The 15984-nt window shown below is 73.6% G+C and carries 14 protein-coding genes; 8 read left to right on the top strand and 6 right to left on the bottom strand.

The genetic code is table 11. From position 1 onward, the window contains the following. Positions 1 to 287: 287 nt before the first annotated feature. Entirely contained in the window at positions 288 to 1373 is a 1086-nt protein-coding gene (locus OG247_RS14640; RefSeq protein ID WP_442813283.1) for an ArsR/SmtB family transcription factor, read from the top strand. Between the two features lie 98 nt (positions 1374 to 1471). Here the strand turns inward: OG247_RS14640 and OG247_RS14635 are convergent, their stop codons facing one another. After that, positions 1472 to 2632: an alkaline phosphatase PhoX gene (locus OG247_RS14635; RefSeq protein WP_327252666.1), complete on the bottom strand. Its 1161-nt coding sequence runs from the start codon at positions 2630 to 2632 to the stop codon at positions 1472 to 1474. 332 nt (positions 2633 to 2964) lie between these two features. On the opposite strand from OG247_RS14635, the gene OG247_RS14630 reads away from it, so the two are divergent. Together OG247_RS14630 and OG247_RS14625 are read left to right on the top strand one after the other, a co-directional pair. Next, complete coding sequence (locus OG247_RS14630) at positions 2965 to 3471, top strand: group III truncated hemoglobin (protein ID WP_327252665.1); 507 nt, start codon at positions 2965 to 2967, stop codon at positions 3469 to 3471. 159 nt (positions 3472 to 3630) lie between these two features. After that, positions 3631 to 4038: a VOC family protein gene (locus tag OG247_RS14625; protein WP_327252664.1), complete on the top strand. Its 408-nt coding sequence runs from the start codon at positions 3631 to 3633 to the stop codon at positions 4036 to 4038. Here OG247_RS14625 and nirD read toward each other — a convergent pair whose 3' ends face one another. The 3 genes from nirD to OG247_RS14610 all read right to left on the bottom strand — a co-directional run bounded on the left by nirD (position 4039) and on the right by OG247_RS14610 (position 8458). Continuing rightward, entirely contained in the window at positions 4039 to 4392 is a 354-nt protein-coding gene (gene nirD / locus OG247_RS14620) for a nitrite reductase small subunit NirD (RefSeq protein WP_327252663.1), read from the bottom strand. It lies immediately after the preceding gene. After that, positions 4389 to 6878: a nitrite reductase large subunit NirB gene (gene nirB / locus OG247_RS14615; protein WP_327257477.1), complete on the bottom strand. Its 2490-nt coding sequence runs from the start codon at positions 6876 to 6878 to the stop codon at positions 4389 to 4391. The genes nirD and nirB overlap by 4 nt, the downstream gene beginning before the upstream one ends. Before the next feature lie 110 nt (positions 6879 to 6988). Then, complete coding sequence (locus OG247_RS14610; protein ID WP_327252662.1) at positions 6989 to 8458, bottom strand: NAD(P)/FAD-dependent oxidoreductase; 1470 nt, start codon at positions 8456 to 8458, stop codon at positions 6989 to 6991. Between the two features lie 167 nt (positions 8459 to 8625). On the opposite strand from OG247_RS14610, the gene OG247_RS14605 reads away from it, so the two are divergent. The 4 genes from OG247_RS14605 (at position 8626) to OG247_RS14590 (ending at position 12956) form a co-directional block, all read left to right on the top strand. Then, the gene (locus tag OG247_RS14605) at positions 8626 to 9927 is read left to right on the top strand and encodes a ferredoxin reductase family protein (RefSeq protein WP_327252661.1); all 1302 of its coding nucleotides are present in this window, start codon (positions 8626 to 8628) and stop codon (positions 9925 to 9927) included. Between the two features lie 677 nt (positions 9928 to 10604). Continuing rightward, positions 10605 to 11381 carry a sulfite exporter TauE/SafE family protein gene (locus OG247_RS14600; RefSeq protein WP_327252660.1) on the top strand — a complete coding sequence of 259 codons (777 nt, stop codon included), beginning with the start codon at positions 10605 to 10607 and terminating at the stop codon, positions 11379 to 11381. Positions 11382 to 11430: 49 nt separating this feature from the next. Then, complete coding sequence (locus tag OG247_RS14595; RefSeq protein ID WP_327252659.1) at positions 11431 to 12447, top strand: class I SAM-dependent methyltransferase; 1017 nt, start codon at positions 11431 to 11433, stop codon at positions 12445 to 12447. Next, positions 12444 to 12956 (top strand): hypothetical protein, encoded by a 513-nt coding sequence (locus tag OG247_RS14590; protein WP_327252658.1) that lies wholly within the window; start codon positions 12444 to 12446, stop codon positions 12954 to 12956. Before OG247_RS14595 ends, OG247_RS14590 begins: the two co-directional genes overlap by 4 nt. 9 nt (positions 12957 to 12965) lie before the next feature. On the opposite strand, the gene OG247_RS14585 is transcribed toward OG247_RS14590, so the two are convergent. Next, positions 12966 to 14432, bottom strand: coding sequence for an MFS transporter (locus OG247_RS14585; RefSeq protein ID WP_327252657.1), 1467 nt, complete (start codon positions 14430 to 14432; stop codon positions 12966 to 12968). 115 nt (positions 14433 to 14547) lie between these two features. Between OG247_RS14585 and OG247_RS14580 the strand changes: the two genes are divergently transcribed. After that, entirely contained in the window at positions 14548 to 15216 is a 669-nt protein-coding gene (locus tag OG247_RS14580) for a helix-turn-helix domain-containing protein (RefSeq protein WP_327252656.1), read from the top strand. Here the strand turns inward: OG247_RS14580 and OG247_RS14575 are convergent. Then, entirely contained in the window at positions 15213 to 15845 is a 633-nt protein-coding gene (locus OG247_RS14575) for a class F sortase (RefSeq protein WP_327252655.1), read from the bottom strand. The genes OG247_RS14580 and OG247_RS14575 overlap by 4 nt on opposite strands. Between the last annotated feature and the right edge of the window lie 139 nt (positions 15846 to 15984).

Below are 15984 nucleotides of genomic sequence, written 5' to 3'. Positions count from 1 at the left end.
CGGCAACAGGCGGTGGACGGATCCCCACCCGTCCACCGCCTGTCGCCAATCCGCCGGACACGTCGGCGCTTCCCGGTGCGACCGACCGCCAGGCCCCGCAAAGCCCCCCACGGCCTTCGCGGAGCGTTTCGGTCGCGCCGGAGTGTGCCCGGCGGAGTACAGGATTTCGGTTGTCACACCTCCGCCGAAAGGGGTTTCAACTGTGGCTGAAAGGCCATGGTGACCACGTGTGACGACGTGCATACTCGAGGGGCGGGGGGATTGCGGTTGCACAGGTGGGGGTTCGGGTGCTGCGTATCCATTTCACTGGAGTGGACCTCGCGCGCGTAAGGATGGCAGGGCGTCCGGATGCGTTGTGGGAAACGATTCTGAGTTTTCACCGTTTACGGGACCGGCGGGATACGCGGCTCTTCGGCGATTGGCGTGCGGAAACACGCACCAGGTTGAATGGTGAAACACGACTTCTCGGTGCGCTGATACCGAGCCGCGGGTATTTCCCCGATTTCCTGACCCCCGTGGAGGGGCAGTACGGGTGGGACGTGGGCCTCGACGCACTGCGCGGGATCCGCCCCGAGCGGCTGCGGCGCGAGCTCACCCTGCTCGGCCGGAGCGTGGAGACGGGCTCCGGCATGGCCGCGGCCTTCGGGATGCCCGCGACGGCCGGCGGGGGCGCGTACCGCGGCTCCGAGGTCCTGGTCCCCAGGCGGCTGCGGGACTTCATGGAGGGGGACACCGCGCACCTGCCCCGGCTGATGGAGGAGCTGCGCCGGTACCACCGGGCGGCCGTCGACCCGTACTGGAGCCACATCCAGGCGCAGATCGAGGCCGAGCGGGCCGCGCGGGGGCGGGCGCTGCTCGACGGGGGAGCGGACGAGCTGCTGGCCTCCCTGCCGCCGATGCTGCGGTGGCGGGCGCCGGTGCTGGAGTGCGACTACCCCGTGGACCGGGACGTACGGCTACGGGGGCGCGGGCTGCTGCTCCAGCCCTCCTTCTTCTGCCGGCGCACGGCGGTGACCCTGCACGATCCGGAGCTGCCGCCCGTGCTGGTGTATCCGGCGGCGGCCGAGCTGTCCTCGGCGCAGGCCGGCGGCGAGGCGGCCCGTCCGGCGGAGGAGCGGCGCCGGCACCGCCAGCACACCCTGGGCAAGCTCGTCGGGCACACCCGGTCGGTGGTGCTCCAGGCGATCGGCGACGGGGCCACCACGAGCGAGCTGGCGCGGCGGGCCGGGGTGTCGCTGGCCTCCGCGAGCCAGCACGCGGGGGTCATGCGGGAGGCCGGGCTGGTCACCACGCTACGGCGGGGCAACGCCGTGTTGCACACGGTGACGCCGCTGGGGGCCGCGCTGCTCAAGGGCGGGGCCGTGATGTCGTGAGCGGCCGCGCCCCGGCGGGTTCGTGACCCGTCGGGGCGCAGCCTGCCGCTGGGCCGGTCGCTGGGCCGGATGTGGCCGCGGCCGGGGGCGGAGCGGTGTCAGACGCGGAACGGGCCCGTGACCTCGTACGTGATGCCACCCGTGGAGCTGCCGCTCGTGCCGCGCTGGCTGCTGAAGTAGAGGCGGTTTCCGGCGGGGGAGAAGGCCGGGCCGGTGATCTCCGAGGAGGACTGGCCGGTGACCCGCAGGAAGGGGGCGACGATGTCGTCCGGGGTGATGACGCAGATCTCCAGGTTGCCGCCGTCCTCGGCGACGTACAGGTCGCCGTACGAGGAACCCGTGACGTTGTCGACGCCCGTCAGGGGGGCGCCGCCGCCGGAGACCAGGGAGTCGTCGTAGGCGAGCTCGTAGGTGCTGTTCGCGAGGTTGAGCTGCCAGACGCGGTTGTCGCCCTTGGTGGTGAACCAGACCGTGTCGTTGGCGTAGTGGCAGCCCTCGCCGCCGTTGAACTTCTTCGAGCCCGAGACCTGGGTGCGCGTGCTGGTCGGCGAGCCGTCCGGGTCGGGGACGTTGGCCCAGGTGAAGGAGCCGGAGGTGGCGGTGCCGGCCTTGAGGACCTGGAGGGTGCCGGAGGAGAGGTTGCCCCAGGTGGTGGGGATGAAGCGGTAGAAGCAGCCGCTGCTCTCGTCCTCGGTCAGGTAGACGACCTGGCGCACCGGGTCGGCGGCGGCCGCCTCGTGCTTGAAGCGGCCCATCGCGGGGCGCTGCACGGAGGCGTTCACCCCGTACGGGTCGGTCTCGTAGACGTAGCCGCGGTCGACCTCCTCGCAGGACAGCCAGGTGTTCCACGGGGTCTTGCCGCCCGCGCAGTTCTGCCGGGTGTTGGAGAGGATGCGGTAGGCGCCGGTGACGGTGCCCGAGGAGTTGAACTTCACCGCGCTCGCACCGCCGGAGGGGTTGATCTCCGAGTTCGACACGTAGATCCAGCCCGTGCCGTCGGCGAAACAGGCGCCGCCGTCGGGGGCGCTGTGCCAGGCGTACGAGGTGCCGGGGACCGTCTGGCCGGAGCGGGCTATCACCCGGCTGCTGAAACCGGCAGGCAGCATGATGCCGTTGGCGTCGGCGGCGCCGAGCCCCCCGTAGGGTCCGGCGCCGGGCTGGGCGGGGGCCGCGTAGGCCGCGCCGTGCATCAGCGTGCCGCCGAAGGCGGCGGCGGAGGAGCCGATGACGGCCCCGCGAAGGAAGGTACGACGTTCCACGGTCACTCCTGTGGGAGGAGGGGCTCCGCGCCCGGTCGGGCGAGGAGTCACGCACGCGTCGAGGAACTTAGAACCGTCGAGTTGACGTCACGTCAATTCCATATGACGCGGGAGCGACCGGCACGAGGTCAATCCTCGCGGAGGGATTTCCTGAAGAATCGGAGAGGAAGCGGAGAGCGGTGGGAGAGCGAGCAGAGAGCAAGCAGAGAGCAAGCAGAGAGCGAACGGAGAGGCGGCCGAGAGGCGCTGGAGCGGTATCGAAGCGGCCGGGACGGCGTAATGCAGGACTTTCTGCCCTGGGGAGGGGAGCGGTGCGGGAGGATGGTGGAGTGATGAGCCATACCGCCGCCGAGACCGCGGCCGAGACCGCCGACACCGCGGCCGCGGGCATCGCCGACGCCGACATCTCCGGCCGCGCCGACCTCGATGTCGTGCTGCGCCGCTTCTACACGGCGGCCTTCGCCGACCCGCGGATCGGGCCCTTCTTCACCGAGATCGCCGGCACCGACCTCGACGTGCACCTGCCCCGGATCACCGACTTCTGGGAGCGGGCCCTCTTCCGCAGTGCCGACTACCGGCGCAACGCCTTCGCCCCGCACGCGGCCCTCCAGTCGGCCCGCGAGATGACCGCCGAGGACTTCGGCCGCTGGGTGCAGCTGTGGCGGGCCACGATCGACGGACTGCACCGCGGGCCGAACGCGGAGCGGGCCAAGGCCCAGGGCGAGCGGATCGCACTGACCCTGCACAAGCGGCTGGCCGGCGCCGATGCCTCGCTGGAGAGCGCCGACGGGCTGGGCTTCGTACCGCTGGCGGCCCTGCAGCTGCGCTCGTTCGCCTGACCCGTCTGGTCCGTCTGACCTGTCTGACCCGTCTGACCTGCGCGTTCGTCCCTCGTCGAAGAAATCCGAAAAAACTTCGACGGGGGCGATGAGTTCCCCGAGGCCCCGCGGTCTACCTCTCGAAAGCAACGCAGACGCACCGAGAGAAGAGAGACTGCGATGTCCTCCACCATGATCTTCGTCAACCTGCCGGTCAAGGACCTCGAGGCCACCAAGACCTTCTGGGGCAAGCTCGGTTACACCTTCAACGCCCAGTTCACCGACGAGAACTGCGCCTCGATGCCCATCACCGACTCGATCGTGGCCATGTTCCTGACCGAGGCCCGGTACAAGGACTTCACCCACAAGTCCATCGCGGACGCCACCACCACGTCCGAGGTGCTGCTGTGTCTGAGCGCCGAGAGCCGCACCGCCGTCGACGAGTTCGTCGACGGGGCCCTGGCGGCCGGCGCCACCGAGCCCCGCCCCGCCCAGGACCACGGCGTCATGTACGGCCGGGCCTTCGACGACCTCGAGGGCCACACCTGGGAGATCATGTGGATGGACCCGGCGATCATCCAGGGCTGATCAGACGGAGGCCGGGGAGGCCGGGGAGGTCGCGGCGGTCCGTACCGGGTACGTCCGGACCGTCACCTCCTCGTCGTCCAGGCAGTGCCCCGACTCCAGGTCGAAGCGCTGCTTGAGGAGCGGCGAGGCCACGAAGAGCCGTCCCGCGGCCGAACCGACGAGCCCGCGCGAGAGCACCTGCGCCCCGGTGAAGGGGTCCCGGTTGCCGATCGCGTACGGGCGTCCCGTGCGGTCGACGAACACGGCGGCCTGGCTCCCGTCGGGCAGCAGCGCCGCCACCCCGCGCCCGGGGATCAGCGCCGACAGCTCGCACACGGTGAGCCATCCCTCCGTCACCTGCAGTTCCACGGTCATCGGGTGCCTCCCAGGGGTTCCAGGGTGAGGACGGTCAGGTCGGGCTTGACCTGACCGCGTTCGGGGACGAACTTCACGCTCGGGTCGGGTGCGCCGGGGGCGTTGACGAAGGACACGAACCGGCGCAGCCGCTCCGGGTCGTCCAGGGTCTCGGCCCATTCGTCGCGGTAGTGCGCCACGTGGTCGGCCATCAGCGACTCCAGCTCCGCGCACAGCCCGAGCGAGTCGTGCACGATCACGTCCCGCAGGTGCTCCAGGCCGCCCTCCAGCCGGTCCAGCCAGGTGGAGGTCCGCTCCAGCCGGTCGGCGGTGCGGATGTAGAACATCAGGAACCGGTCGATGAGCCGGACCAGTTCGGCGTCGGACAGGTCCTGCGCGAGCAGGTCGGCGTGGCGCGGGGTGGCCCCGCCGTTGCCGCCGACGTAGAGGTTCCAGCCGCTCGCCGTCGCGATGATCCCGAAGTCCTTGCTCTGCGCCTCCGCGCACTCGCGGGCGCAGCCGGAGACCGCCGACTTGAGCTTGTGCGGGGCGCGCAGGCCGCGGTAGCGCAGCTCCAGGTCGATGGCCATCCGTACGGAGTCCTGGACCCCGTAGCGGCACCAGGTCTGGCCCACGCAGGACTTCACCGTCCGCAGGGCCTTGCCGTACGCGTGCCCGGACTCGAACCCGGCCTGGACGAGCCGGGCCCAGATCAGGGGGAGCTGGTCGATGGCGGCGCCGAAGAGGTCGATGCGCTGCCCGCCGGTGATCTTCGTGTAGAGACCGAAGTCGCGGGCCACCTCGCCGATCACGATGAGCTTGTCGGGGGTGATCTCGCCGCCGGGGATGCGCGGGACGACCGAATACGAGCCGTTGCGCTGCATGTTGGCGAGGAAGTGGTCGTTGGTGTCCTGGAGGGCGGCCTGCTCTCCGTCGAGGACGTAGCCGCTCGCGCCGAGGGTGGGAGCGAGCGAGGCGATGATCGAACCGACGGTGGGCTTGCAGACCTCGCAGCCCTCGCCGCCGCGCGCCTCCTCGCGGCCGTGGCTGTCGAGGAGCCGCTCGTACGAGGTCACCTGCAGGGTGCGGACGATCTCGTAGAGCTCGGCGCGGGTGAAGGGGAAGCAGTCGCAGAGCCCTTTGTCGGCGGCGGGCGGCATCAGCTGGCCGATCACCTTGAGGCAGCTGCCGCAGCCGGTGCCGGCCTTGGTGCACTTCTTGACCTCGGGCACCGTGCTGTGGGCGGTGATCGCCTTCTTGGTGACGTTGTGGCAGGAGCAGATCACCGCGCTGTCGGGCAGCGAGGAGGGGCCGAGGGCGACGGGAGCGCCGGCGCCGGCCGGCAGCACCAGCTGCTCGGGGGTGACGGGCGGTACGGAGCCGGTGAGCGGGCGCAGCAGACCGTAGGAATCGGCGTCGCCGACCAGGACACCGCCGAGCAGGACGCCCTCGGCGGAGACGACCACCTTCTTGTAGACGCCGGAGCGGGAGTCGGAGTAGACGACGTCGAGGCTGCCGGCGGTGGCGCCGTGGGCATCGCCGAAGGAGGCCACGTCCACGCCGAGGAGCTTGAGCTTGGTGGAGAGATCGGCGCCGGTGAACTCCTTCTCCCGGCCCAGCAGGTCGGCCGCGGCCGTCTCCGCCATCTCGTAGCCGGGGGCGACGAGCCCGTACACGCGGCCGTCGGAGGCGAGCGCGCACTCGCCGATGGCGTAGACGTGCGGGTCGGAGGTGCGGCAGCGGGCGTCGACGGAGATGCCTCCGCGTTCGCCGACGGTCAGGCCGCTCTCGCGGGCCAGCTGGTCGCGGGGGCGGACACCGGCGGAGAAGACGACCAGGTCGGTGGCGACGCTGGAGCCGTCGGACAGCTTCATGCCGCTGACCGCGCCGTCCTCGCCGGTGAGGACCTCCTGGGTGCCGACGCCCGTGTGGACGGTGAGCCCCATGTTCTGGATCGTGCGGAGCAGGGCCGCGCCGCCGCCCTCGTCGACCTGGACGGGCATCAGTCGGGGCGCGAACTCCACGATGCTGGTGGTGAGTCCGAGGCCCTGGAGCGCTCCGGCGGCCTCCAGCCCGAGCAGGCCGCCGCCGACCACGGCGCCGGTGGTCCGGGTCTTGGCGTACTCCTCGATCGCGAGGAGGTCCTCGATGGTGCGGTAGACGAAACAGCCCGGGGCGTCCTTGCCGGGGACGGGCGGCACGAAGGGGTAGCTGCCGGTCGCGAGCACGAGCACGTCGTACGGGAACACCTGCCCCGTGCGGGAGGTGACGGTGCGGGCTTCGCGGTCGATGGTCTCGGCGGGGTCGTCGAGGTGCAGGGTGATCCCGTGCTCCTCCATGAAGGAGACGGGGGTGAGGGAGAGGTCCTCGGGGGTGCTGCCGGAGAAGTACGAGGTCAGGTGCACGCGGTCGTAGGCGGGGCGGGGCTCCTCGCAGAGCACGGTGATCCGGTGCGTGGCGGTGGCGCCGAGTTCGGCGAGCGCCTCCAGGTAGCGCTGGCCGACCATGCCGTGGCCGATGAGCACGAGGGCGGGCCGGATCCCGGGGGTCGTGGCGATGGCCTGGGCGGTGGCCTGGGCGGTGCCCGGGGCGGGCTGGGGCGTGGCTGCGGCCATGATCAGGAGCCTCCGTCGTCGGTGAGCAGGTGGTGCAGGTCGATCAGACCGTGCTGGTCGGTGAGGGGGGCGCCGTCCTCCCAGCTGCGGGCGAGGGCGCCCACGCTGGAGAGTTCGCCGAGCAGGACCCCGCCGACGAGGCGGTCGCCGCGGACGACGACCTTGCGGTAGGTGCGGCGGGTGGCGTCGGTGAGCCGGACCACGTCGTCGCCGGGGAGCGGGGTGGTCTCGCCGAAGGCGGCGAGGTCGAGGGGCCGGTCGCCGCCGGCGGTCAGGGTGAGGCGGGTCAGGGCGCGGGTTCCGCCGTAGGCGGGGTCCGTGGTGAGTCCCCCGCCGGTCCCGAGGAGGACGCCGGCGAGGGCGTCGGCCTGTTCGAGGGCGGGTCCGGCCAGGCCGTACACCCGGCCCGCGTGCTCGGCGCAGTCGCCGACGGCGTGGATGCGGGGGTCGCTGGTGCGGAGCTCGTCGTCGACGAGGATGCCGGTGCGGACGTCGAGGCCGGCGGCCTGGGCGAGGCCGGTACGGGGGCGGACGCCGCAGGCGAGGACGACGAGGTCGGCGTCCAGGCGGTAGCCGACGGCGAGGTCTACGCCGGTGACCCGGCGGGGCCCCTGGGTGGGGGTGGCGCCCGGCCGCCGGGCGGGGGCTTCGGGAGTGGCGGCCCTGCGGGGTGTTCCGGGCTCTGCCCGGACCCGCTCCTCAAACGCCGGAGGGGCTGGATTTGGGCTGATGCCGCCGGCAGGGTGCGGCTGGGTTGCCCGCAGGGGCGGCGTCAGGCTCGAGGGCGCTGCGGGCACCAGGCCCGTCCAGGCCCCCGCCGGCGGGGCCGCGGCCGTCGTGGAGAGGCCTCGGACGCGGCATTCCGTGTGGATCTCGACGCCCAGGTCGGTCAGGTGGGTGCGCAGGAGCTCCGAGGCTTCCGCGTCGAGTTGGCGTTCCATGAGGCGTTCGCCCTGCTGGGCCAGGACGACCTGGGCGCCCCGTTCGGCCAGGGCGCGGGCCGCCGAGACGCCGAGGAGGCCGCCGCCGATGACCACCGCGCGCACGCCGGGACGTACGGCCGCCGACAGGGCCAGGCAGTCGTCCATGGTGCGGAACGCGTGCACCCCGGCGGGGAGTTCCCGCCCTTCGGGTTCGAAGAGGCCGCGGAGGGGAGGGAGGACCGGGTTCGATCCCGTGGCCAGGACGAGGGTGCCGTACGGCTCGACCGTGCCGTCGTCGCAGTGCACCACCTGCTCCGCCCGGTCGATCCGTACCGCCCGCACGCCCCGGCGCAGCGCCGGGCCGGGGGCCGGGAGGGAGGTCACCTCCGGTGCGTACCGGCCGGCCAGGACCTCCGCGAGGAGGACCCGGTTGTAGGGGGCGTGCGCCTCCTCACCGAGGACGCGTACGTCCCCGCCCAGCCGGGCGGCGAGCCGCAGGCCGGCGAGGCCGCCGCCGATCACCACCACGCGTTGCTGTTCCGAGGTCATGACACGAGAGTGCGCGGCCGCTGTTTCCCCACGGCATCGCCACTGTTTCCCCGACGGAACGCCGACCTCAGCGTGCGGGTTAAGCCTCAGTGAGGCGTCCCTCAAGGCCGCCTTAAGGATCACCGGGAGGGCCGGGGAGCCCGCCGGACCGCCCGTAGCGTGACCGTATGCGAGAGCGAGACATGGCGGTTCGGGTCAAGGGTGGGATGCTCGGCGGGGCGGGGATCATGGCCCTGCTGTGGGCCGCCCAGGTGCGGCCCTCGGCCCGGCTCGACGCGCTGTTCGCCACCGCCGCGCACCTGTCCGGCCTGCTCGCCGGGTACGGGGTGCTCGTCATGCTGTTCCTCATGGCCCGGGTCCCCGCCGTCGAGCACGGGGTGGGCGCGGCCCGGCTCGCCCGCTGGCACGCGCTGGGCGGCCGCCACGTCCTGCTGCTCTGTTTCGGGCACGCGCTCTTCGCGCTCTGCGGCTACGCCGTGCACGAGGGGGTCGACGTCCTCTCGGCGGTCCGGGACCTGCTCGGATATCCGGCCCTGGCCGCCGCGGCGATCGGGACCGTCCTCCTGGTCGCCGTCGGCATCACCTCCGCCCGCTCCGTACGCCGCCGGGTCAGCCACGAAACCTGGCGGGGGGTCCACCTCCTGGTGTACCTCGCCGCCGCCCTCGCCTTCGGGCACCAGCTCGCCGGACCCGACCTGGCCCCCGTCGCCTGGTTCTGGGCCCTCGCCCACGCGGTGGTCGCCGTCCTGCTGCTCTGGTACCGCGCCGTGGTCCCCGTACGCCAGGCCCTGCGGCACGCGCTGCGCGTCGCCGAGGTCCGGGTGGAGGGGCCCGGGGTGGTCTCCGTCCTCGTCTACGGGGAGCACCTCGCGGAACTGCGCGCGGAGCCGGGGCAGTTCCTGCGCTGGCGGTTCCTCCAGCGGCGGTTGTGGCACACCGCGCTGCCGTTCTCGCTGTCGGCGCCGGTCCGCGGGAACACCCTGCGCATCACCGTGAAGGCCCTCGGCGGCCACTCCCGCCGGATCCGCCGGCTGCGCCCCGGCACCCGGGTCCTCGCCACCGGCCCCTTCGGGGCGCTCACCGCCGCCCGGCGGACCCGGACCAAGGTGCTGCTGATCGCCGGCGGGGTCGGGATCACCCCGATGAGGGCGCTGTTCGAGACCCTGCCGGGCGGGCCGGGGGATATCACCCTGCTCTACCGGGCGGGCGCCGAGGAGCACCTCGTCCTGCGCTCCGAGCTCGAGGCCATCGCCGCCGAACGGCAGGCCGGGCTGCACTACCTGCTCGGGCCGTCGGGCGCCGCCTTCGACCCGCTGGCCCCGCAGGCGCTGGCCGCGCTGGTCCCGGAGCTGGCCGAGCACGACGTGTACCTGTGCGGGCCGCCCGGGATGGCGGACGCCACCCAGACCGCGCTGCTGCGGGCCGGGGTGCCGGCGGGGCGGATCCACGCCGAGTGCTTTGGGCTCTGAGCCCGCGCTCGATTCCGTCCCCGCCCCCGTCCCGGCCCCCGTCACCGCTCCCGCACCCGCATCCGAGAGGTCGCCGCCCCGTGCGTCACCCGCTGCACGTCACCCTGCCCGTGTCCCTTGCCGCTGCGCGGGGCTTGTCCCCTAGCCGCCCTTCGCCCGTTCCCCGGGGCTCCGCCCCGGACCCCGGTCCTCAAACGCCGGACGGGCTGGGTTTGGCTGCGCCCGGGCCCGGTCTTCGGGCGCCGGGCGGGCTGGGTTGGGCTGCGTCCGGACTCGGTCTTCGGACGTCGGACGGGCTGGGTTGGGCTGCGCCCGGACTCGGTCCTCGGACGTCGGACGGGCTGGGTTTGGCTGGGCCCGGGCCTGGGCCTGGGATTCCGACGCCGGACCGGCCGCAGGGCCCGCCGTTCCTCCCCGCGGCCGCGGCACGGCACCGCAGGCCCCGTACCTCCCCGGTGCGGGCGGTGCGGGCCGCGCTGGGGTCCGTACCGCCCGCCCGGCGGCTGGCGGCCGGGCTCGGGCTGGCCAGTGTGCTCGCGGCGAGCGTGCTGACGGCGGCGGTGGATCCGTCGGCTCCCGTGGCCCCGGACCGGGTTCCGGCGGGCCGAAGCTCAACCTTTGCGCAAGTTTCCGGGGATTGATGGCCACTGCACCCAACCGCTCCATAGGGTCGGGCCGTGCCTGACATATCGACAACCATGATCATCATGCTGTGCGTGGCCGCCGCCGCGGCCGGCTGGATCGACGCCGTCGTGGGCGGCGGCGGCCTGCTGCTCCTGCCCGCCCTGCTCCTCGGCCTGCCGAACGCCCACCCCGCGACCATCCTCGGCACCAACAAGGCCGTGTCCATCGTGGGGACCTCGGGCGCGGCCGTGTCGTACCTGCGCAAGACCTCGGTGGACGTGAAGCTCGCCGTCCGCATCGGCCTGGCCGCGCTCGCCGGCTCGATGGGCGGGGCCGCCCTGGCCGGCGGCATCAGCAAGGACGCGCTGCGCCCGCTGATCATGGTGGTCCTGGTGGTCGTCGCGGCCTTCGTCCTCTTCCGCCCCGGCTTCGGCGTCGCTCCCGGAGCCGCCCCCGTCAGTCGCCGGCGCGTCCTGCTCACCATCGCCCTGGCCGGTCTCGGCATCGGCTTCTACGACGGGCTCATCGGCCCCGGCACCGGCACCTTCCTGGTGCTGGCCCTGACGGCCCTGCTCCACCTCGACCTGGTCACCGCCTCCGCCACGGCGAAGATCGTCAACGTGTGCACCAATGCCGGGGCGCTCGCGATGTTCGCGTACCAGGGCATGGTGCTGTGGCAACTGGCGGCGCTGATGGCCGTGTTCAACCTGGCCGGTGGCATGATCGGCGCCCGGATGGCACTGCGGAAGGGCAGCGGCTTCGTCCGCGGAGTGCTCCTGACGGTCGTCGGCGGCCTGGTGCTCAAGCTGGGTTTCGAACAGTGGGGCTGACCTGGGACGCGCATGGGCAGGGCCGCGGCGGGGGGATAAAGTTGCCGACGTGCCCCACCTTGAGATATCCGACCTGATCACCGTCACCGATCCGCTCAGCGGGGCGCGACTGCCGGTGCGCCGGGGTGACGTGGTCCGCCGGTTCGACGAGGCGGGGGATCCGCGCGCGGCCCGGATCGTCGCCGGGCTGCCGGCCGGCCCGGACGACGTGCTCGACCCGCTGGCCGTGGACCGGCTGATGATCGGCGTCCACACCGAGCTGCAGCGGCTCAGCGAGGAACTGCGCATCGGGGAACGGCTGGTGCACGTACTGGACCCGCTGTTCGAGGCCATCCGCGAGATCGCGGGCCGCCGCGGCCGGTTCCGCCTGGTCGACATCGGATCAGGACTCGGCTACCTCGTCCGCTGGCTGGCGTCCACCGGAGCCCTGGGCCCGAACGTCGAGCTGATCGGCGTCGACCTCGACGCCGCCCTCGTCGCCGAGGCCGACCGGCTGGCCCGCGCCGAGGGACTCGACTGCCGGTTCGTCCACGGCAACGCCTTCGACCTCCCGGAAGTCGCCACCGTCTACGTCTCCACCGGGCTGCTCCACCACTTCCGCGGCCCCGCGCTCGCGGAGTTCTTCGAGAAGCAGGCCGACTCCCAGGCACTGGCCTTCTGCCACTTCGACATCGCCGCCACCCGGCTGGCACCCGTGGGCGCCTGGATGTTCCACCGCGCCCGGATGCGCCATCCGCTCGGCCGCCACGACGGGGTCGTCTCCGCCCGGCGCGCCCACTCGGACGAAACCCTGCTGCACGCCGCGACCGTACCGGGCATCCGGGCGCTGCTCTACGAGCCCCGGGGCCTGTCCAACCCCTTCTGCACCACCCTGCGCCCGGTCCTCGGCATCCGCCCCTACCTGGAGGACCCGCTGCGCCAGGCCCTCGGCCGGGCCTCCCGCAGGCTCGTGGGCGCGGAGGGCCTGACCCGCGGCGGACCGCCGAGGCACGACGCCGCGTCCTGGTCCGCCTCAGCCTCCACCTCCACCTCCGCCTCAGGGGCCGGGGCCGGGGCCGCGCGATGAACCCGGTCCTGCCGCTCGCCGTCCTCGGCCTCGTCGACGCGGCGTTCAGCGGCTTCCGCGCCTACGCCGGCCGGGACGCCCGGATCCGCAAGCACCGTGCCGTCCTGCGCGCCTCCCTGCGCGGGCTGGCGGTCGGCTCCGTCCTGCTGCTGGCCCCCGCCCTCACGGCCGGCGCCGTCCTGCTGCTCGCCGAGGACACCGACCGGGCGTACGGGGCCCTCGCCGACGGCGGGACCGGCTTCCTCGTCCCGCTCGGGGCCTACGCCCTCGCCGTCGGGCTCTCGCTCGCCGCCTACTTCACGCTGCCGTACCGGGCGAGCACCCTCGCCATGGTCGTCGGGCTCGGCCCGCTGACCCTGGCCCGGCCGCTGGTCGTGGCCGGCGCCTGCGCCGGTGCGCTCGTCGCCGGGGGCGGCTGGACCTCGCTCCTGGTGGGAGCCGTGGCGGGCGCCGCGGTCCTGTGCGTCGAGCCGTACGTCCACCGCCGCTGGTACGCGTTTCCCGCCTAGGCCCTGTCGTCACACTCCCGTCTGCCTCGGGCGACGACGGGAGTGTGACGACAGGCCCTGGGCCGTCCCTTTCGGATCCGACCGGGCCACGGAGGCCCGGGCCACCGCGAAGAGGAACAGTCCGCAGGCCGTTACGAGCAGCCAGCCCGGCCGGGACGCCCGGGCGAGGCCGTCCGGGCCGGCGCCCGCGGCCAGGGCCCCCGCGACGGCGATGCCGACCGCCGATCCGACCTGGCGGGCGGTGGAGGTGACGGCCCCGGCCACACCCGCGCGGGACGGCGGCAGTCCGCCGACCGCGGTATGCGTGAGCGGGGCGTTGGCGAAGCCGAACCCGATGCCGATGAGCAGCTGGGCCGAGAGGAGCAGCGGCACAGCGGTGTCCGGGCCCAGGTCCAGCATGCAGAGCCCGCCCGCCGCGGTGAAGCCGCCCGCGAGGAGCAGCGGACGCCGCGGCCCGAGGCGCCCCGTCAGGCTGCCGGACCACGGAGCGCAGACGGTCGCCCCGAGCGCCATGGGCAGGGTCGCCGCACCGGCCTCGAGCGGGGTCCAGCCGCGGGCGTCCTGCAGGTACAGGGTGGTCAGCAGCAGGCCCACGCTCAGCGCGGTGAACACCGCCACCGCGCCCAGTACCGCCGAGGCGAAGGGCGGCCGCCGGAACAGCCCGAGGTCGATCAGGGGCTCGGACCGGCGGAGCTCGACCCGGACGAAGGCCGTCGCCGCCGCCGCGACGACGGCGTAGCAGGCCAGGGCCGCGGGGGAGGTCCAGCCGATGCGGGGGCCTTCGATGAGGACGCCGACCGACACGCACAGGGCCGTCGTCAGGAGCAGCTGGCCGGGCGGATCCAGCCGCCGGGCGCGCTGACCGCGGGACTCCGGCACGAACACCGCGACCAGGACGAGCGCGCCGGCGACCACCGGGGCGTTGATCCAGAACACCGACCGCCAGCCGAAGGCCCCGATGAGGGCTCCGCCGACGACCGGGCCCGCGGCCATGCTGAGCCCGAAGACGGAGGCCCATATGCCGATGGCCCGGGCCCGCTCCCTCGGGTCGGGCATCGCGTTGACCACGATCGCCAGGGCCACCGGGCTCAGCATCGAGGCCCCGACCCCCTGGGCGGCCCGCGCCGCGATGAGGAAGCCGAGCGACGGGGCCAGGGCGCAGGCGAGGGAGGCGAGTCCGAAGACGGCCAGCCCGCACCGGAACACGCGACGGCGTCCGAAGCGGTCCGCGAGGGCGCCGGAGGCGATGAGGAGGCTGGCCAGGACCAGGGTGTAGGCGTCCACGACCCATGCCAGACCGCGGGTGCCCACCTCCAGCCCGCGTCCGATCGCGGGCAGACCCACGTTGACGATGGTGGTGTCCACTCCGATGAGGAACATGCTCAGCGCGCAGACGGCCAGTACCGTCCACCGGCGGCGCGCGCCGAGGAGGGGCCCGGGCCCTGCTGCCGCCCCTGCCGGGATCGTCGTGGTCATGGGTCCGCCTTCGGTCCGCGACGGCCTGTCGGCCGCCGGCTTCGGATGTCGGCCCATGCTCGGACCGGGCGGTGGCCGCGGCCCATGAAATTTGCCGATACCGCAAAATGGGCCCATGGACAGGGACGCCGGATCAGCCGGATCAGCCGGATCAGCCGCATCAGCCGAATCCAGCGAAACGCCCGGAGCCGGCGAAACCCCCGAACCCCCGGAACCGGCCGAGCTCGCGCGGACCCTCGACGCCATCGGCCCGCGCCTGCGGGCGCTGCGGCGCGAGCGCGGCCTCACCCTGGAGGCGCTCGCGCAGGCCACGGGGATCTCCGTGAGCACGCTCTCCCGCCTGGAGTCGGGCAAACGGCGGCCCGCGCTCGAACTGCTCATCCCGCTCGCACGGGCCCACCGCGTGGCCCTGGACCAGCTCGTGGCCGCCCCGGCCACCGGTGACGCGCGCGTCCACCTGAAGCCCCGCCGCCGGGACGGGAGCGTCCTGGTCCCCCTGACGACGTACCCGGGCCGGGTCCAGGTCTTCAAGCAGGTGCTCGCGTACCGGGAGCCGAAACTGGTGACCCACGCCGGATACGAATGGCTCTACGTGCTCGCCGGCGAGCTCCACCTCGTCATCGGCGAGCGGAGCCTCACCCTGCGCCCCGGCGAGGTCGCCGAGTTCGACACCGGTGAACCCCACTGGTTCGGCCCCGCCGAAGGCGAGGTGGTGGAGATCCTGCACCTGTTCGGCCCCCACGGCGACCAGGCCGTCGTCCGCACCGGCCGGACGGCCTCTTAGTACGTGCCCGTCAGGTGGGCGAAGACGACCACGTTGCCCTGGTAGCCGGTGCGCGGGGAGAAGCCCCCGCCGCAGGTGATGACGCGGAGCTCGGCGCGCGGCGACGACCCGTACACGCGGGAGTCGGGGAAGGCCTTGGCGTCGTAGACCTCCACCGCGTGGACGGTGAACACGGCCGTACGTCCATCCGCGCGGGCGATCTCGATCTGGGCCCCCCGGCGCAGTGCGCCGAGGTGGTAGAAGACCGCGGGCCCGGCCGCGTCGTCCACGTGCCCGGCGACCACGGCCGTGCCGGTGGCGCCCGGGGTCGTGCCCTCGCGGTACCAGCCCGCGAGGTCGCGGCGGGCGGGCGGCGGTACTTCGAGACTGCCGTCGGCCTGTAGCCCCAGCCCGGTGAGCGGGGCGTCCACCCGGATGGACGGGATCCTGATCCGGGTCGGCGGGGAGCCGGGGAGCGCGGCGATGGCCCCGGGGAACCGGGCCTGGGCGCTCAGCGCCTCACCGGGGGAGGGCAGCGGCGGCCGGACGGGCTCGCCGGAGCCGCTGCCGATGAGCCAGACGCCGATGCATGCGGCGAGTGCGACGAGTCCGCCGCCGCGGGCGCGGGCGCGGCGTGCCTCTGCCTCCATGCGGCCCCCTCGGCTTGGTGACGTGGTGACGTGGTGACGTGGTGACTGGCCGTCGCCCGGCCCCGCGAACGGGGGGGACCTCGCGGGGCGGGCGACGGGGGACGGTACCGGTCGGACCGCGGCCGGAGCCGCGGTGGGC

Source organism: Streptomyces sp. NBC_01244, from assembly GCF_035987325.1.
Lineage (GTDB): Bacteria > Actinomycetota > Actinomycetes > Streptomycetales > Streptomycetaceae > Streptomyces.
This window is presented reverse-complemented; position numbering and strand designations above follow the sequence as displayed.